The 17,718-nt window shown below is 59.8% G+C and carries 14 protein-coding genes; 10 read left to right on the forward strand and 4 right to left on the reverse strand.

The genetic code is table 11. The annotated features are described in order from the left end of the window. Positions 1 to 7: 7 nt before the first annotated feature. Together B7G54_RS07170 and B7G54_RS07175 are read right to left on the reverse strand one after the other, a co-directional pair. Entirely contained in the window at positions 8 to 1,075 is a 1,068-nt protein-coding gene (locus tag B7G54_RS07170; protein WP_085038827.1) for an aromatic ring-hydroxylating oxygenase subunit alpha, read from the reverse strand. 95 nt (positions 1,076 to 1,170) lie between these two features. Further along, entirely contained in the window at positions 1,171 to 2,211 is a 1,041-nt protein-coding gene (locus B7G54_RS07175) for an aromatic ring-hydroxylating oxygenase subunit alpha (RefSeq protein ID WP_085038476.1), read from the reverse strand. A gap of 812 nt (positions 2,212 to 3,023) precedes the next feature. Between B7G54_RS07175 and B7G54_RS07180 the strand changes: the two genes are divergently transcribed. The 3 genes from B7G54_RS07180 (at position 3,024) to gfa (ending at position 5,798) form a co-directional block, all read left to right on the forward strand. Further along, complete coding sequence (locus B7G54_RS07180) at positions 3,024 to 3,980, forward strand: PDR/VanB family oxidoreductase (protein WP_085038828.1); 957 nt, start codon at positions 3,024 to 3,026, stop codon at positions 3,978 to 3,980. A gap of 111 nt (positions 3,981 to 4,091) precedes the next feature. Beyond that, complete coding sequence (locus B7G54_RS07185) at positions 4,092 to 5,201, forward strand: S-(hydroxymethyl)glutathione dehydrogenase/class III alcohol dehydrogenase (RefSeq protein WP_085038477.1); 1,110 nt, start codon at positions 4,092 to 4,094, stop codon at positions 5,199 to 5,201. A gap of 21 nt (positions 5,202 to 5,222) precedes the next feature. Continuing rightward, a complete protein-coding gene (gene gfa, locus B7G54_RS07190) occupies positions 5,223 to 5,798 on the forward strand; it encodes an S-(hydroxymethyl)glutathione synthase (RefSeq protein ID WP_085038478.1) in 576 nt (191 codons plus the stop codon). 392 nt (positions 5,799 to 6,190) lie between these two features. Here gfa and B7G54_RS07195 read toward each other — a convergent pair whose 3' ends face one another. After that, positions 6,191 to 6,694 carry a DUF1993 domain-containing protein gene (locus B7G54_RS07195; RefSeq protein WP_085038829.1) on the reverse strand — a complete coding sequence of 168 codons (504 nt, stop codon included), beginning with the start codon at positions 6,692 to 6,694 and terminating at the stop codon, positions 6,191 to 6,193. A 123-nt stretch (positions 6,695 to 6,817) separates the two neighbouring features. Between B7G54_RS07195 and B7G54_RS07200 the strand changes: the two genes are divergently transcribed. Next, positions 6,818 to 7,720: a LysR family transcriptional regulator gene (locus B7G54_RS07200; RefSeq protein WP_279628051.1), complete on the forward strand. Its 903-nt coding sequence runs from the start codon at positions 6,818 to 6,820 to the stop codon at positions 7,718 to 7,720. 31 nt (positions 7,721 to 7,751) lie between these two features. Here B7G54_RS07200 and B7G54_RS07205 read toward each other — a convergent pair whose 3' ends face one another. Continuing rightward, complete coding sequence (locus B7G54_RS07205; RefSeq protein ID WP_085038480.1) at positions 7,752 to 8,270, reverse strand: winged helix-turn-helix transcriptional regulator; 519 nt, start codon at positions 8,268 to 8,270, stop codon at positions 7,752 to 7,754. A 276-nt stretch (positions 8,271 to 8,546) separates the two neighbouring features. On the opposite strand from B7G54_RS07205, the gene B7G54_RS07210 reads away from it, so the two are divergent. From B7G54_RS07210 to B7G54_RS07235, 6 genes are all read left to right on the forward strand, one after another. Then, a complete protein-coding gene (locus B7G54_RS07210) occupies positions 8,547 to 9,797 on the forward strand; it encodes an efflux RND transporter periplasmic adaptor subunit (protein ID WP_085038481.1) in 1,251 nt (416 codons plus the stop codon). Beyond that, positions 9,794 to 12,982 (forward strand): efflux RND transporter permease subunit, encoded by a 3,189-nt coding sequence (locus tag B7G54_RS07215; RefSeq protein WP_085038482.1) that lies wholly within the window; start codon positions 9,794 to 9,796, stop codon positions 12,980 to 12,982. Before B7G54_RS07210 ends, B7G54_RS07215 begins: the two co-directional genes overlap by 4 nt. After that, entirely contained in the window at positions 12,979 to 14,457 is a 1,479-nt protein-coding gene (locus B7G54_RS07220; RefSeq protein ID WP_085038483.1) for an efflux transporter outer membrane subunit, read from the forward strand. The genes B7G54_RS07215 and B7G54_RS07220 overlap by 4 nt, the downstream gene beginning before the upstream one ends. A 125-nt stretch (positions 14,458 to 14,582) precedes the next feature. Further along, positions 14,583 to 15,758, forward strand: a complete 1,176-nt coding sequence (locus B7G54_RS07225) for an MFS transporter (RefSeq protein WP_085038484.1) — start codon at positions 14,583 to 14,585, stop codon at positions 15,756 to 15,758. Between the two features lie 29 nt (positions 15,759 to 15,787). Beyond that, positions 15,788 to 16,600: an isocitrate lyase/PEP mutase family protein gene (locus B7G54_RS07230; protein ID WP_085038485.1), complete on the forward strand. Its 813-nt coding sequence runs from the start codon at positions 15,788 to 15,790 to the stop codon at positions 16,598 to 16,600. A 76-nt stretch (positions 16,601 to 16,676) separates the two neighbouring features. Beyond that, positions 16,677 to 17,414: an SDR family oxidoreductase gene (locus tag B7G54_RS07235; protein ID WP_085038486.1), complete on the forward strand. Its 738-nt coding sequence runs from the start codon at positions 16,677 to 16,679 to the stop codon at positions 17,412 to 17,414. Positions 17,415 to 17,718: the final 304 nt, after the last annotated feature.

Here is a 17,718-nt window from a genome sequence, read left to right on the forward strand (position 1 = left end):
GTAAATGTTAGACTTTTTCCTTCACCTCGCTCATCGCCTGCTCGGATCGAATCAGCCCATCCAGCGTCCTTCTGACACGCACGCCGGCCGCATCTCCCGGCAGCAATACCGGCTTGAGGGACCAAAAGTCCTGTTCTCCGATTGACTCCTGCTGCCTCTCAAGCATCGGCGTATCTTCCCGATCAAAAGTGCTGGCGAATGTTTCTACGATCCTGTCGGCAACGTCTGCGGCCTGAGGGCCGTTCGATTTTGGAAGACACATTGAGAACCAGTAGTGCGACGTATCCTTTGTTTCAGGCGTAAATAGATGAGGGTTGGTGAACGAAACCCCTACCGCCTCACTACGCGGACACCCAGTTGGCGTCGCGCCCCCGAGCAGGAGAAGATTGGACGGCGCATCCCAACGAACATCGAGCCAGCGATCTACGCGCATCCCCAGTGGCACGCCGAATTGCTCGCACGCGGCATCGGGCAGAACCTCGTTTTCCATCAAGCGAAGCGACCAGACATGGTTTCCATCTTGACGTACCTCCGTACGAGCACGCCTTACCGATTCGCTGCCCAAAAGTCCGGGATGAAGAAACTCGATATGCGAAAGATCCAAAATATTCTCGACTTCGAGCAGGTAATTGGCACGGGGACGCAAGTAACCTTTGCCAACGTACCAGTTCTGGGGGTCCATGCAAGCAAAGTCCGGAATAGTCGATGGATCGGCACGTTCAGGTTCTCCCATCCAGATCCACATCACGCTGAACCGCTCAACCAGCGGATACGAACGCACCTGAGCCGCAGCCGGGATTTTTCCGTCTCCATGCGGATTTGTGACGCACTTCCCAGAACCATCAAACTGCAGCCCGTGATACCCGCATTGCACAACGCCCTTTTCCGCCAAAAGACGCCCGCAGGATAGGGGCGCAAACCGATGCGGACAGCGGTCCTGTAGCGCGTGCGCCAGGTTGTCAGAATCACGGAACATCACGATCTGTTGATCGAGAAGCTTTCTCGTCAATAACTCACCCTGCACTAGCTCACTACCCCAGCCAGCCATGTACCATGTGTTGAGCAGATACTTCACGTGGTTGTCTCCTTGTTCCGTCAGAGCGTATTGCTGATGACGGAGGTTTTCCTCGTATTTGTATTCCGTCAGATTCAACCCTACCAATGCAACTCCTACGCCTCGCGATCCATCCAGCGGGCGACGATGCGGCGTGCCTGGATGCCAGCCGCGTCGGCTTTCACGCTACGCTCGCCGGCGCTTACGCGCCGCGGGCTACGGTTTGCCTGAGCCTGGATCGCTTCGAGCACGACGCGGTCTTCGTCGAACCCTTTTCGAATCGCGCCCACCAGATGATCCATTGCCTCTGGTACGGTCGCGAAATCCCGACCGACGACCCAGAAGTACAACATGTGGGTCTGATCAATCGGCGTCGTAGCATGTGCAACGCGGAAGCGGGACGGAGCACGTTCCGGCTTGGAGGGATCCTGGAAATCCACGCATCCTTCCTGCAGCGCGGGTGAGAGGAACGATCCGCGGTGCTCACGGTGCCACGGCGTACCGGGCGGAACGCCTAGGGACATTGCGTAGCCGGGAGCGAGAGGTTTGCTCAAGAAACGTTGGCAATATCCGACGGTTTCACCGTCACCGCTTACCTCAGGCGGATTGGTCCAGTCCTCGATCTGAAATGTCGACGCATGGACATATCCGAAGTGCGTCAAATCCAGAACGTTTTCTTTGAGAAGCATGTAGTTTGCCGCGATCTCCATTCCGCCCGATCGAGTGGCAAAGGATGAGTCGGACAACCAGTCCAGCTCAGGCGGCGGGGGCACCGAATCGACCGTCGACGGATCACCGAGATAAATCCATACAAAAGGGCCTACCTCCTTCACCGGATAGGGTCGCGCAGAAAACGTTGGGGCGACATCTGCAGACGGTACGCGCACACAGCTCCCCGTGGAATCAAAACAGAATCCGTGATAGCCACATTCCACCGTGTCGCCATGAAGGCGACCAAGCGACAACGGTGCCTGGCGATGAGGGCAGCGATCTTCAAGCGCCGCAACCGTGCCGTCCTCCCGCCGGAAAAGCACCACGGGCGTATCGAGCAACCAGCGCCCCAGCAGCGAGCGCCCTACTTCACTCCCGAATGCAGCAACCCACCAGCAGTTGTAGGGGTAGTTACGCATTTCGGTGATGCTTTCCGCAACATTCATGGTTGCCACGATGTCTCACTCCTTGTTGAAAGAATTTTTTCCGTCGGTGCCGCGGCGTAAGACATCAACCACGACATCCGGGTGCTGGCGTCGCTCACCAGCGTCATCGCTATGGCGCGATCCGCTTTTCCTCGACAATTCATCTATAGCGACCGCTCCACCCGAACCGGCCATTCGATCATTCGGCCGTCGGCGACACGGCCCCATTCCCGTCACTCCTCTCGTTAACATCGAACCGACAAATCGGTGTCCGAACTGGGTGATGCTGCGCCCGGGCAATGATCTATTCTCGAAAGGGCCATGGTCACCAAGTGAAACAAATCAACTACCGAAACGATTCGTCTCGTTTCACTTTAGCCCAACGATTCTCCCCGAGCAAGGGTGATATCGATCACGCGCTCCAGTTCAGCGGTATTCGCGACGTAGTCGAACCATTCCGATCGACGGATCCGAAATAGACTTACCCTAGAGAACCCCCCGTGGTTGTGGGCAACTTGCCTGCCCTGGTCCATCGGCAGTCATATGTCCCATAGATCATTCGGTGCCCCACGGCAAGGGTAAATCCCGATGCCGTTGCTTGGCGGCATCATTACTATTCGATACGGTTCGTTTCTATTATTTTCCGGAATCCCTACTATTTGCCGCGACAAAATTCGGGCACGCAGGTTCGCTCTGTCCGGAGGACAAAGGTGGCGTACGAGTGATGACAGGCAGGTATCGCTGGAACCCGAACCAGCAAACATTATTCAAGAACCCCAACCCATCGGCCACTGAAGGTTGGGCAAACGACCAGGAGCGTTGATATGGATGCGATGACACGTCGTCAAGTGCGAATCGTCGCCAAGGTGACGGAAGCTTGCGACATCTGCAGCTTCGAGCTGGTTTCACTGGACGGTGGTGCGCTCCCCCGGTTCTCCGCAGGCGCGCACATCGATGTCCACCTGCCCAATGGACTCGTGCGTCAATATTCGCTGTGCAATAACCCGACGGAGACGCACCGGTACCAGATCGCGGTGCTTTTGGACACGAATTCACGGGGCGGCTCCGCGGCTATGCATTCGCTCCACGTAGGGCAGACTATTGCCGTCAGCGCCCCGAAGAACCATTTTCCTCTTGTCGACAATACACATCACAGTGTGCTGCTTGCCGGAGGCATCGGCATTACACCCTTGCTGTGCATGGCTGAGCAACTGACAAGCCAGGACCGGTCGTTCGAACTGCACTATTGCACACGGTCTGCAGAGCGCACCGCATTCGTCGATCGCATTCGCTCGGCTCCGTTTTCCGACTGTGTGCACATTTACTACGACGATAGTCCCCCGTCACAAAGGCTGGATCTTCCTACCTTGCTCGCCAAGCGGAATTCCAGCGGCGCGCTCTATGTATGCGGACCGACAGGCTTCATGTCGTGGGTGATCGACACGGCCCGATCGTCCGGTTGGCCGGAACCACATCTGCATCGAGAGTACTTCGCAGCGGCTCCGATCAATACGGCCGGAGACGGCAGCTTCGAGGTGCAGATCGCCTCGACTGGGGCGGTAATCCGTGTTGAGGCTAATCAGACCGTGATTTCCGCGCTCTCGGCCAACGGCATCAAGGTGCCCACGTCTTGCGAGCAGGGTGTCTGCGGCGCGTGCCTCACCAGAGTACTGGAGGGTACCCCCGAACATCGGGACTTGTTTCTTACCGCCGAAGAACAGGCCGCTTGTGACCAGTTTACGCCGTGCTGCTCCCGAGCAAAAAGCTCGCGACTCGTCCTGGACTTGTGAAACAGTCACGGTCAGCCTACACAGGCTGGCAACCTCTGGCGATGCAGTGCGATCTTGATTCGGTGGAATGTTCCTACCACCCGTCTTACTCGACCCATTGAGAAAACTGTCATGAAATCACGTGCTGCCGTTGCGTTTGGACCTGGCAAGCCGCTGGAAATCGTAGAGATCGACGTCGAACTACCCCGCAAGGGTGAGGTGCTGGTGAAAATCTCTCATACCGGGGTATGTCACACCGATGCGTTCACGCTTTCGGGGGACGATCCCGAAGGCCTTTTCCCCGCAGTGCTGGGCCACGAAGGCGCAGGCATCGTTGTCGAAGTAGGCGAAGGCGTGACCAGCGTGAAACCTGGCGACCACGTGATCCCGCTCTACACAGCCGAATGCGGCGAGTGCCTCTTTTGCCGGAGCGGGAGGACCAATCTGTGTGTTGCTGTACGCGCCACTCAGGGCAAGGGCGTCATGCCCGATGGCACCACCCGTTTCAGCTATAACGGCCAGCCCCTTTACCACTACATGGGCTGCTCGACCTTCAGCGAATACACGGTGGTGGCCGAAGTCTCACTGGCAAAGATCAATCCGCTTGCCGATCCCGAACAAGTCTGCCTGCTCGGCTGCGGCGTGACCACCGGACTGGGTGCAGTCAAGAACACCGCAAAGGTCCAGGAAGGCGATACTGTGGCCGTGTTTGGCCTCGGCGGCATCGGCCTCGCAGTCATCCAGGGCGCAAAACTCGCCAATGCGGGCCGCATCATCGCAGTCGACACCAATCCGGGCAAGTTCGACCTCGCAAGAGTCTTTGGCGCCACCGAATGCGTCAATCCGAAAGATCACGAGAAGCCCATCCAGCAGGTTATTGTGGAAATGACCGGCTGGGGCGTGGACCATAGCTTCGAATGCATCGGCAACGTCAACGTCATGCGCGCCGCGCTCGAATGTGCGCACCGAGGCTGGGGACAGTCGGTCGTCATCGGCGTTGCAGGTGCCGGTCAGGAAATTTCCACACGTCCGTTCCAGTTGGTCACCGGCCGCCGTTGGCTCGGCACCGCATTCGGAGGAGTCAAAGGCCGCTCCGAACTGCCGGACATGGTCGAAGACGCAATGAGCAACAAGATTCAACTCGCGCCGTTCGTCACTCACACGAGGTCGCTTGCCGACATTAACGAAGCGTTCGACCTGATGCATGAAGGTAAGTCGATCCGGACCGTCATTCACTATTGAGATTCCTCAAGGAGAACGCGCATGACCATAGCCATTCACCCTTCAGTCGATCACGGCATTACAAAAGGCGCAGGCGAGTTCGCCGGCGGTACGCTGCGCTGCCTATGCACTCAGGATCCGGTAGAGGTGCGAGTCGACTCGCAGGTCGCATTCAACCATGCGTGTGGCTGCACCAAATGCTGGAAACCTGCCGGTGCTATTTTCTCTGTCGTCGGCGTGGTGTCACGCGACAAGGTGACGGTCACTGCGCACGGCGAAAAGCTCACAGTAGTAGACGAACAGGCGCTCATTCAGCGCCATGCCTGTTCCGAATGCGGCACGCACCTCTTTGGCCGCATCGAGAACAAGGAGCACGCGTTCTACGGGCTAGATTTCATCCATAACGAGCTGTCAGATGATGCTGGCTGGGAAGGCCCCGGCTTCGCTGCCTTCGTTTCCTCGATCATTGAAAGCGGCACACCGCCATCTCGCATGGCCGCTATTCGTCAGGCACTGCGAGACAAACGACTCGAGCCATACGACTGCCTCAGCCCTGCACTGATGGATCTCCTGTCTACGCACGCAGCAAAGGCCAAAGGCACCTACCGCGACTCCTGATCCACCAGTCCGCGCCGGGATTTCTCTGCAGCGGCACGGATCGCAAGAAGAAAGAGGGGCTCGATCTCGGGGCACTTCTTGCGACACTATGCGACGAACACGAGGAAGCCGGCGCCACACTTCGCTACAACGGTCCGAGAAGATTCGCTTATCTTGCTGGCCTGCCCTTCGGCGACGTCGGCAAACAGCCACGCGCGGCACCGGGTGACAGCTTTGGAGCCGCACGTAAGGCTCTTTGCGCCCCGTTGCTGACAGTCGCCTTCTGCGAGCCAATGCCCGCTCTCGAGCGCGAGGCGGTCGCTCAGCGTAGCGCATCGTCAACAGATCGTGTTTGACGAAAACATCAGCTTTCTCCGGTTCGCCATTTTGCAACGACTAGGGCTGCCCACGAATCAGGCATCGAAGGAATTGACCGGACCAATGAAATCCAGCTTTCCAACATCGACGCCATTCGTGCGCAAAATCGCGTAGGCCATGGCTACATGGAAGTAGACGTTCGGAATCACGATCTGTAGCAGATAGTTTTCACCAGTTAACTTACCCGGCACCCAGGATACTTTAACGATCTGACTGGCGGCGTCAGCGTACTGGTCTACCTTCACGCTTTCCGCAAACTCGATCGTCTTGCGGATGCGCGCACGTGCATCATCCAACGTTTGCTCGTTGTCTTCATGCCGTGGCGGCTGCTGACCTGAAAGCCAGGCGGCGCCCCCCTTCAGATAATCGCACGCGCTTTGTATCTGATAGAGCAGCCCACCCATGTCGGGGGCGAGACGGGTCGACAACAGCACGACAACGTCGAACTTCTTCGCATGCGCGAAGCGCTCTGCTTTGTCGAGATAGGTCTCCATCGTCTTTACTGCTTGCACGCATTGCGCGATAGCCTGTGCATACATCGGAGTCTCCGGGAAAGGGGTTTTCGTCAAGTCACGCGTCGATACGGCACCCTGGGAGGGACTTCCCATACAATATTGCGACCTGATCGAACGTGAGCGAACGCATTGGACCGACTAGAAGCCATGGAAATGCTGCTGACCGCCGTGGACAGGGGAAGCCTGTCGGCGGCAGCACGCGAACTGAAAATCCCTGTCAGCACGCTCACTCGTAAGGTAGCCGATCTCGAGGAATTGCTCGGAACCCGGTTGCTGATACGAACCACCCGCAAACTGACATTGACCGACGCGGGCATGTCGTATGTCGCGGCGGCCCGGCGCATTCTCGACCTCGTGCGTGAACAGGAACACGAGGCCACCGGCGAGTTCGCGACGGCCAAAGGCGAACTGGTGGTTACGGCGCCCGTGCAGCTTGGGCGTCTGCATGTTTTGCCCGTCATCAACCAGTTCCTCGCGCAGTATCCGGACATCACCGTTCGGCTCCTTCTCTCCGATCGGAACATCGATCTCATCGATTCGCACGCCGACCTCGCCTTGCGGATCGGAGAACTCGCGGATAGCAGCATGATCGCCACGCGCATCGGTTCGTTGCGGCCGATCGTTTGCGCGAGTCCGGCCTTTCTTGCCAACCGTACGCCGCCGCGCGAACCCGACGATCTCGTCAAATACTCGTGCGTCGTCTTCAATAGCCCGTATCTGTCGCCGTGGCGCTTCCGCCTTCCCTCGACGAGCAAGATCTATGTGCTCGGCGTGAAACCCCGGCTCGAAGTCACAACGCCCGACGCTGCCGTCAGCGCCGCCGTGGACAACGCAGGCATCACCTACGTCTTCGAGCACGATGCCGATGAAGCGCTTCGCAACGGGCAACTGGAGATACTCTTGCCGCAGTTCGAGATCGAGCCGGTGCCCGTCCATCTGGTTCATGTGTCCAGAAACCTCATGCCCATCAAACTGCGGCATTTCATCGACTTTGCGGCGCCGAAGCTCAGGCAATCGCTATCCAGATTCGGCAAGCAGAAGCAGCGCTAGCGCGTTTTCGTTGTTTCGTTGCCGCCAACATTCACGGCTCTTCGCTCCAGTCACCGAGCACCCGATCGTTCCGGTTCTCGATGACGTCATGCGTCGTTTTCGTCGCACCCGGACCGGCAGCGAACCGAACGTCCCGATAGCTCAGCGCCTGCCCGTCCGTCGTGCGAACTTCGACGGCCTGCACGGGATTCCCGCTCGCATGGTCCACCAATGTGATTGGTGGCTTGCCGTCCGGCCTTAGCCACCTGTCGCCCCATTGCATGAGCGCGACCAACACCGGGTATAGATCCGCCCCTTTCGCAGTCAACCGATAACCGAACGTATTGGCGCGTTCCGCGATCGAGAAGCGTTCGAGAACATCCATCTCGATCAAACGTTCCAGTCGCGCCGCGAGGACATTGCGGGCGATACCCAGCCCGCTCTGAAATTCGTCGAAGCGCCTGCTGCCTTGCGTGCACTCGCGAACAATCAGAAGCGTCCACCACTCGCCCACCTCGTCGAGGGCGCGAGCGATCGAACAGTCCATTCCATCGAAGCGTTTTCTATACATGATGGAACGTATCGTAGCTCAGGTTTCGTCACGCAACTTAACCGGTTTGTGGGGAACAGCTTCCCGGTTTCGGCCAGTAGTGTGACGCAACGGTGTTGCCTATAGTTGCGTCACGAAACTTAGCCGGCAGTCGTTCACGGAGAAGTCTCCTGGGATCGCGGCCAGATTCTGGACTACGTGGCTTTCTTCCTTCGAGAGAGCAACGATCGATCATCTGACGGGCGAGCTGGGCCACGGCCCTCTGCTGTACAGCCTGTTTCTATATTTAGGAATGCCATGAATACTGAAGTTGATCAGGCCGAGGCGAGAGTGACGACTCCCGCCAGCTCGGCGCCCTCCGGCCCTGTTCGATGGGTCGTCAAAGGTGTCGCAGCCGCTGTGATCGTCGCGATTGCGGCGACGGCGGCTCACATGCACTGGTCGAGTGCAGCCCCCGTTGCGGCACCGCCGCCACCGTCGGTTGCCATCAGCGCGCCATTGCAGCGTGATATCGAGGGCCGGCTCGGCTTTCTCGGTCAGTTCTCGGCCGTGAACCGCGTCGACTTGCGCGCGCAGGTCGGCGGCACGCTCGTGCAGATCAATTTCAAGGACGGCGACATCGTGCATAAAGGCGACGTGCTGTTCGAGATCGATCCAGAGCCGTATCACATCAAGCTGAGCCAGGCGACGGCTGGACTCGAATCCGCGAATGCCCGACTGGCTCTCGCCACGCGCGAGCTTGCCCGCGCGCAGGAACTGCAGCGTTCGGAGGCGGGAACGCTCGAGAACGTCGACCAGAAAGTCGCCGAACAACGTGCGGCTCAAGCGGCCGTCGATAACGCAAACGCGCTCGTTCGCGACGCCCGGTTCGACCTTGACCGCTGCAAGATCACGGCGCCGTTTACCGGCCGCATCGGTACACACCTCGTCTCGACGGGGAATCTGATATCCGGCAGCCGCGCCGGCAGCGGCCCCACGACGCTGCTCGCGACCATTGTGTCGCTGGACCCGATCTACCTGGATTTCGACATCAGCGAAAATGACTACGCCGCGCTCCAGCACGCTCGTGAAGACCGGAAAGGACCGCTCGCAGATGCAGTGAACATTTCGCCAACTGGCGACGATGGGTATACCCGCACCGGCACGCTCAACTTTATCGACAACACGCTCGACCGTTCGAGCGGAACCATTCATGCCCGCGCGACTATTCCAAATAGCGACCTGTCGTTAACGCCGGGTGGCTTCGCACGCCTGCGGCTGGCGACGACGGCACCGCAGGCGGCATTGCTCGTCCCGGATGCGGCCGTGCTGCAGGACCAGACCGATCACATGGTGTACGTCGTCGGAGCAGACAACGTGGCAATGCCCAGAAAGGTCGAGATCGGCGATCTTCGAGGCGGCCTGCGTGTCATTCGATCCGGACTTGCGCCGACCGACCGGATCGTGATCGACGGCATTCCGTCTGTGCGCCCGGGTTCGAAGATTTCCCCACACGCGGGAGCGATCCAGTTCTCGGCGGAGCACGGCGGCCAAGGAGCCGAATCATGAAACTGACTCACTTCTTTATCGAGCACCCGCGCTTTGCGGCGGTGCTCAACATATTCGCGGTTTTGATCGGTCTGGCAACCATGGTGAAGCTGCCCGTCGCTCAATATCCGAACATCGTTCCCACGACCATTCAGATCACAACTTCGTACCCCGGTGCATCGGCCGACACGATTGCACGCACGGTCGCCACGCCGCTCGAGCAGTCCGTCAACGGCGTTGAGAACATGGATTACATCTCAAGCCAATCGACCAGCAATGGTCAGTTGACGATCACCGTGATCTTCAAGGTCGGCACGGACCCGAATACAGCGCTTCTGCTCACACGCAGCCGCGTGGAAGACACGCTGTCTCGCCTGCCCGCCGAGGTTCAATTGCAGGGCGTCCAGGTAAAAAAGACTATCCAGGCGCTGCTGCTCGGCGTTCACGTCTACTCACCCGACGGCTCGCGCAGCCCCGAATATCTGTCAAATTACATGCTCAAGGTGCGCGATCAGATCGCGCGTCTGCCGGGCGTGTCGGACTTTCAGTTGTTCGGCGAACGGCAGTACGCGATGCGCATCTGGATCGATCCGGACAAGGCCGCTTCGTATAACATCAGCGCCAATGAAATACTGGCTGCGCTTCGTGCGCAGAACGCCGCCGTGTCGGCAGGTGTGCTCAACCAACCGCCTGTGTCGAACAATGGCACGGGTGCCTATCAGATCAATATCGATGCGCTTGGCCGCCTGACGACGGCCGAACAGTTTGGTGACGTCGTCGTCAAGTCAGATACGCAGGGACGGGTGACACGCATTCGCGATATCGGCCGTGTCGAGCTTGGCTCGGTGGACTACGGCTCCAAGGCTTATGCTGACAGGTACGCCGCCACGCCGTGGTTCGTCATCGCCACGCCCGATGCGAACGTCGTGCAGGTCGAGCACGACGTGTGGGCCAAAATGGCCGAACTGAAGAAGAGCTTCCCGCCCGGCGTCGACTACATCAAGATCTACGACCCGACCACCTTCGTTTCTCAGTCGATCGAGGAAGTCGCGAAAACCATCGGCATTGCCATTCTGCTGGTGGTTGGCGTTGTGTATCTGTTCCTGCAGAACTGGCGCGCGACGATCATCCCGGTTGTCGCGATTCCGGTGTCGCTGGTCGGCACGTTCACCGTCCTGTCGCTATTCGGCGCATCCATCAATAACCTTTCGCTGTTCGGGCTGGTTCTGGCCGTCGGGATTGTCGTCGATGATGCCATCGTGGTGGTCGAGAACGTTGAACGGAACATGGCGCTCGGCATGTCGCCGAAAGAAGCCGCGCATCGCACGATGAACGAGGTCTCGACGGCCATCATCGCCATCGCGCTCACGTTGTGTGCGGTGTTCGGCCCGACTGCGCTGATGTCCGGCATCTCGGGGCTGTTCTTCAAGCAGTTCGCGATTACGATCGCTGCGTCCACCGTCATCTCGTGCTTCGTCTCGCTTACGCTGAGCCCGGCTCTGTGCGCGGCGCTCCTCAAGCCGCACGACATGGAGAAGCCGCATGGCGGATCGACCGCGCAGGGCCGCCTCCATCACGTGATTTTCGGCCGCTTCAATACGTCGTTCGAATGGCTGTCGTCCCGCTACGGAAAATGGACCGGCCGCGCCGTACGTGCAACGACCGTCATGCTGATCGTCTATGCCGGCCTGATCGGTGCGACTGCGTTGCAGATGTCGAGGATGCCCACCGGCTTCATTCCGGAACAGGACATCGGCTATCAGGCTGTGATTGCGTTCCTGCCTCCGGGCTCCAGTCTCGAACGCACCGACAAGGTGATTCGCGAGATCAACGACATCGTGCTCGATACGCCGGGACTCAAAGGCGTGACGCACACGTCGCCCGTGTCTGGCCTCGACGTCACGACGGGCACGATTGCGCCCAACGTGGGGACGCTGTTTTACGGGCTGCCTTCGCTCTATGGCAAGCATGTCCCCGGTGTCAATGCGACGTCGATGCTGGTCGCACTGCGCAAGCGCGTCGCGGGTGTCAAGGACGCGGTGGTCGTCGTGATCAATCCGCCGCCCGTGCAGGGTCTCGGCGCAGCGGGCGGCTTCAAGCTGATGCTGGAAGACCGCGGCGGGCTCGGCCCGCAGGCACTTGCCGACGCGTCGCGCGCACTCGTGGCTGCCGCCAACAAGGACAAGGTATTCGGCGGCGTATTCACGCTGTACAACGCGGGCGCGCCGTTGGTCTATGCGGATATCGACCGCCTCAAGGCGGAAAAGATCGGCCTCACGCCAACCGATGTGTTTTCCACCATGGATCTCTACCTCGGCTCGCAGTACGTGAACGACTTCAACTTCATGGGACGCACGTATCAGGTGCGCGTTCAGGGCGATGAAGCATTCCGTCGGACGCCCGAAGACATCGGTCGGCTCAAGGTTCGCAATTCGACGGGTGACATGGTGCCGATCAGCAGCGTGGCGACCTTCAAGAGCACGACGCAGCCATATCGCGTGCCACGCTACAACATGTATCCCGCAGCGGAAATCATGGGCGCGGCAGGCCCCGGCTATTCGTCGGGCGATGCCATTCAACACATGGAACAGCTCGCGGCGCAGGTCCTCCCGAACGGCATCGCGTACGAATGGACCGATCTTGCTCATCAGCAAAAAGAGCAAACCATGTCGCCGCTCGTGATCTTTGCTGCATCGGCACTGTTCGTCTTCCTCGTGCTCGCTGCGCAGTATGAAAGCTGGAAGACACCGCTCGCGATCGTGCTGATCGTGCCGATGTGTCTGCTCGCAGCGGCGATCGGCCTGAACATGCGCGGGATGCCGATCGACATTCTTGCGCAAATAGGCTTCGTGGTACTCGTCGGTCTGGCAGCCAAGAACGCCATTCTTATCGTCGAGTTCGCGAGACAACGTCAGGACGAAGACGGCGTCAATGCCGAGGACGCTGCCACTCATGCGGCACACGTGCGGCTGCGCCCGATTCTGATGACATCGTTCGCCTTTATCGCGGGTGTGGCGCCGCTCGCCATTGCCAGCGGCGCCGGCTCGGAAATGCGGCAATCACTCGGCACGACGGTGTTCTTCGGCATGCTCGGTGTGACGCTTTTCGGGCTCGCATTCACCCCGGCGTTTTACGCCTTCGTTCGCAAGCTCGGCGTCAAGCGCCCGCTTGCCGTGCGGCAACTCGGTAGTGGAGAAGTGAAATGAACGGCTTCTTACCCAGAACTTCAAAAGCGATCATCGGTAGTCTGATTGTCAGCGCAATGCTTGCGGGCTGTGCCGTCGGGCCCGACTACGCCGCGCCTCACACCGATATGGTGCCGTTTCACAACGGGAAGGTCGTCGCGGACCGGCAAACGACATTGCCCGCCCCGAACCTCGACAGCTGGTGGACAGGCTTCAACGATCCCGAGCTGGTCAAGGTGGTGCAACGGGCGCTCGAGCAGAACCTGAGTCTCCAGGCTTCGATGGCACGCGTCGTGCAGTCGCGCGCGGCGGCCCAGGCGGCGGGCGCCAGCCTGCTTCCGACCGTCGACGCCAATGCATCGTACACGGCAGTACACCAAAGCACGCACAGCCCGCTTGGCACTATTGCGAGCGCGTTCCCCAACTACAGCCGCGATCAAAAGGAATACCTCGCCGGCGCGACGGCAAGCTGGGAAATCGATCTGGCCGGCGGGCTGCGGCGCGCCCACGCGGCAGCCACCGATGAAGAGCAGGCCGCCGAGGCCACTCAACTCGGCACGCGCGTGACGGTCGCTGCCGACGCTGCCGACGCTTACCTGCAAATCAGAGGACTGCAGGCGCAGTTGGCCGTCACCCAGGATCAGGTGACTACCGATGCGCGTTTGCTGCAACTCGTGAAAGCGCGTAAGCAAGCCGGTGCATCCGACGAGCGCGAAGTGGCGCAGGCTGAAGCCCTGTTGCGTCAGGCACGCGCCAGGGTTCCGAGCTTGCGCGTGTCGCTGGAAGCGCAAATGAACCGGCTCGATGTGCTGATGGGTGCACAGCCTGGAACCTATGCGGCAGAACTCGGCACGAATGGGGGCGTCATTCCGGACGTGCCCGCCATCGGCAGCGCGGATCAACCCGTCAACGTGCTGCGGCGCCGCCCTGACATTATTGCCGCCGAACGCCATCTCGCGGCTTCCAACGAAGCGATCGGCGTAGCAATCGCCAATTACTACCCGAAGATTTCGCTGTCCGGCGCACTCGGATTCGACAGCATCTCAGCCAGCAACTTCCTGAGCGCGAAGTCGTTTCAGCCAATCGGCACAGGTGCGCTGCAATGGCGCCTGTTCGATTTCGGCAAGGTCGACGCCGAAGTCAAGAACGCACGCGGCGCGTACGCAGAGGCATTGGCGCAGTATCGCGAAGCTGCCCTCAAGGCAACCGAAGACGTCGAAGACGCGTTGATGACGCTGTCGCAAACGGAGATTCGAGTGCAGGAAATCCAACAGGAAGTCGACGCATTGACGAAGGCGCGAGACCTTTCGGAGAAAGCGTATCGCGCGGGTTCGATCACGCTCACCGACGTGCTCGACGCCGACCGGCAACTTCTCGGTGCGCGTGACGATCTCGATGCCACGAAGGCAGACGCCGCCCGCGCCGCTGTCAGAACGTTCCGTTCGCTGGGCGGCGGATGGGACGCTCCGCATCAGCAGCTTACGCAGACGGAGTGATCCGGCGCATGACTTAACCGGTTTATGGGGAACAGCTTTCCGCTTTCGGCCCGTAGTGCGATGCAGTCGGCTTCCCTATAGTTTCGTCACGAGACTTGATTCGCAATCTTTCTGGAGAAGTCGACATGGACCGCCGCGTTCTGACACTCTCACTCGGCATGTTCGCACTTGGCACTGACAGCTTTGTCTTTGCGGGCATCCTGCCGGAGATCGCGCATTCGTTTGGCGTCAGCATCGGCGCCGCCGGTCAATTGATCAGCGTCTACGCGCTGAGCTATGCGTTGCTGGGCCCGACCATCGCAGCGCTTGCTGCGAACGTGGCGCGCAAGCGCCTGCTGTTGAGCGGCATTGGCTTGTTTGTGATCGCCAATCTCGGCACCATCGTCGCGCCGAATCTCGGCATCGCATTGGCCACGCGTGCTTTCGCGGGCCTGGGTGCAGCCATGTTCTCGCCGACTGCCAGCGGAACGGGCGCGTCGCTGGTGCCGCCCGAGCGTCGCGGCTACGCGTTGTCCATCATCGTCGCGGGATTGACGGCGGCCACCGCGCTCGGTTCGCCGATTGGTGCCGTGATCGGCGGGCTCGCCAGCTGGCACTGGACGCTGGTGCTCGTTGCCGGACTCGGTGCAGCCGCGTTTGCGGGCATTCTCGCGTTCATGCCTGAAGTGCCGCTACCGCCCGCCATCTCGCTGCGCGAACGCCTGTCGCCCCTCACCGATTCGCGCGTCGGACTCACTCTCGCGACGACGGTACTTGCGCAGATCGGCACGTTCATCATCTTCAGCTACTTCTCCGTGGTGTTCGATCGTGCGATCGGTCATAGCGCTCTAGTGCTGGGCGAATTGCTCGTTCTCTGGGGGCTGGCAGGCACCTTTTCGAATCTGCTGACGGGACGGATTCTCGACAAGATTGGTTCGCACAAGGTCGTGCTGATCAAACTCACCATCGTCGCCATCGTCATCCTCACGATGCCGGTCACGGGCGCACACCTCTGGAGTGCGGCCATCGCGGTGACGATCTGGGGAGCCTGTGCGTGGGGCGTGCTGGTGCCGCAACAGTTCCGTCTCGCGAGCCTGAATCCGCCGATGACGGCTGTGCTGGTTGGCCTCAACACGTCGGCGACCTATGTGGGTGTGTCCGTTGCCGGTGCGCTCGGCGCAGCTGTGATCCCTGTTATCGGCAGCCATAACCTGGGCTATCTCTCCAGCATTCCAGTCGTTATCGCGATCGTCGTCTCCGTGCTCGCGACGCGCCGCATCGCATCATTTGCGAAAACAGCAAACGGCGCCGTAGCGGCCTGAGCTTCAATCTCTTTCCGAGGAAAACAGCCATGTCTAATGCAAGTACATTCCGCCAGTTGCACGACAATTCGATCCCGCTGCGTTTGCCAAATGTCTGGGATGCCGGTAGCGCGCGTCTCGTCGAGGCTTTGGGTGCATCCGCGATCGCCACGACGAGCGCAGGCTTTGCGTGGGCTCTGGGCTATCCCGACGGCCGCTTGCTCCCTTTCGATGAGGTCGTGGCTTCCGTGCCCCGTATCGTCCGCGTACTGAGCGTGCCCTTGTCGGTCGATATCGAGCATGGCTATTCCGACGATCCAAAGACCGTCGCGGACCATGTAATGCGACTGGTCGATCTCGGCATCGCCGGCATCAATATCGAAGACGGCCCGGACCCGGCATCACTTCTCGCGCTAAAGATTGAAGCGATCAAGAATGCCCTCGCGAAGTCAGGTTCGGATCTTTTCGTCAATGCACGCTCCGACGTCTTTCTTGCGGGCCTCGCTGAAAAATCAAGGCAAGCCGAAGAGTCGATTGCTCGCGGCAATCTATATGCATCGGCCGGTGCGGATGGGCTTTTCCTGCCGGCCCTCATGCAGTCATCCGATATCGAAACGATTGCGGACGCAACCCGTCTGCCTCTTAACGTCATGGCCCTGCCAGGACTCGCCGATGCAGCGACGCTCGGCAAGCTCGGTGTGCGCCGGTTAAGCGCGGGCAGCGGCATCTCGCAGGCCGTGCTCGGCAAAGCGAAGGCTCTCGCGCAGGACTTTCTGAACGACGGCCGTTCTGAAACGGTCGCTAGCAATCTCCTGCCCTACGCCGAAGTCCAGAACCTTTTCGCCGGACCGACGAATCGGTAAGCAAAAAGTATGGGCAAGACACATGCCGACATCAGTTCTTTCCGTTTCCGTTACTCAACACAAAATGGAGTTTTAGATGACACTTACTGGTAAGCGCGCTCTGGTCACGGGAGCGAGTCGAGGGATCGGGGCTGCAATCGCGCAGGCTTTGGCGGCTGCCGGCGCAGACGTGGCCATCACATATGAAAAGTCCGCAGAACAGGCCGACAGCGTCGTGAAGGCGATTGAAGCGAAAGGCCGCCGCAGTACCGCAATTCAGGCCGATAGCGCAGACGCATCGGCAGTTCAGGCGTCCGTACAGAAGACTGTCGAAGTATTGGGCGGGCTCGACATCCTGGTGAACAACGCCGGCATCCTCCGGATGGGCGATGTAAAGGATATTTCCATCGAAGACATCGACGCGACGCTTAACGTCAATGTGCGTGCGCCGATCGTGGCCGCAAAAGCCGCAATCCCTCATCTGGGGATGGGAGGGCGGATCATTTCGATCGGTAGTTACTTTGCCGATCGCGTCCCGGCGTCGATGCTTGGTGTATATGCTGGCTCCAAGTCGGCTCTCGTTGCGTTCACACAAGGCCTGGCGCGAGAACTCGGCCAGCAAGGAATTACGGCAAATCTTGTCCAGCCTGGCTCCATCAACACGGACATGAACCCGGTCGATGGTCCATTCGCGTCGATGATGAAATCGCTCACGGCCACAGGTGACTACGGCACAGGCGAAGACATTGCACAAGCAGTGGTCTTCCTCGCGAGCGCCAGCGCCAGTTACATCACCGGCGCGACGCTCACCATCGACGGTGGTGCCAACGCGTAAGCGTCAACACAGGTGTCGTCGCGGACGGCATGCGCGAGCAGGGCCTCGTACTCGAACGCCCGTGCAGCAAAGGCCGCACGGGCGCACGAGAGGTCTGGCTTGACAGTCGTATACGGCCTATCGCTCCGTCGCTGCATTGCGTTGACGTCCGCTCAACCCGACGAAGCGGTCGTTCGCGGGCGGATGTTGAGCGGCTACTTTTGGTTGCGGATTCAACCCGTTGATGCAACGAATTGATGAAAGCGTTCCGCCGGTGTATCGACGGGTTGAATCCGCAGTTGAGAGTAGTCGGACGCAGTTCGCC

Source organism: Burkholderia puraquae (assembly GCF_002099195.1).
Classification (GTDB): domain Bacteria; phylum Pseudomonadota; class Gammaproteobacteria; order Burkholderiales; family Burkholderiaceae; genus Burkholderia; species Burkholderia puraquae.

Bases quoted from the DNA above. Each gene is read 5' to 3' on its own strand.
- B7G54_RS07175 (WP_085038476.1), bottom strand. From the start codon at position 2,211: ATGAATGTTGCGGAAAGCATCACCGAAATGCGTAACTACCCCTACAAC.
- B7G54_RS07180 (WP_085038828.1), top strand. From the start codon at position 3,024: ATGACACGTCGTCAAGTGCGAATCGTCGCCAAGGTGACGGAAGCTTGC.
- B7G54_RS07185 (WP_085038477.1), top strand. From the start codon at position 4,092: ATGAAATCACGTGCTGCCGTTGCGTTTGGACCTGGCAAGCCGCTGGAA.
- gfa (WP_085038478.1), top strand. From the start codon at position 5,223: ATGACCATAGCCATTCACCCTTCAGTCGATCACGGCATTACAAAAGGC.
- B7G54_RS07195 (WP_085038829.1), bottom strand. From the start codon at position 6,694: ATGTATGCACAGGCTATCGCGCAATGCGTGCAAGCAGTAAAGACGATG.
- B7G54_RS07200 (WP_279628051.1), top strand. From the start codon at position 6,818: ATGGAAATGCTGCTGACCGCCGTGGACAGGGGAAGCCTGTCGGCGGCA.
- B7G54_RS07205 (WP_085038480.1), bottom strand. From the start codon at position 8,270: ATGTATAGAAAACGCTTCGATGGAATGGACTGTTCGATCGCTCGCGCC.
- B7G54_RS07210 (WP_085038481.1), top strand. From the start codon at position 8,547: ATGAATACTGAAGTTGATCAGGCCGAGGCGAGAGTGACGACTCCCGCC.
- B7G54_RS07215 (WP_085038482.1), top strand. From the start codon at position 9,794: ATGAAACTGACTCACTTCTTTATCGAGCACCCGCGCTTTGCGGCGGTG.
- B7G54_RS07220 (WP_085038483.1), top strand. From the start codon at position 12,979: ATGAACGGCTTCTTACCCAGAACTTCAAAAGCGATCATCGGTAGTCTG.
- B7G54_RS07225 (WP_085038484.1), top strand. From the start codon at position 14,583: ATGGACCGCCGCGTTCTGACACTCTCACTCGGCATGTTCGCACTTGGC.
- B7G54_RS07230 (WP_085038485.1), top strand. From the start codon at position 15,788: ATGTCTAATGCAAGTACATTCCGCCAGTTGCACGACAATTCGATCCCG.
- B7G54_RS07235 (WP_085038486.1), top strand. From the start codon at position 16,677: ATGACACTTACTGGTAAGCGCGCTCTGGTCACGGGAGCGAGTCGAGGG.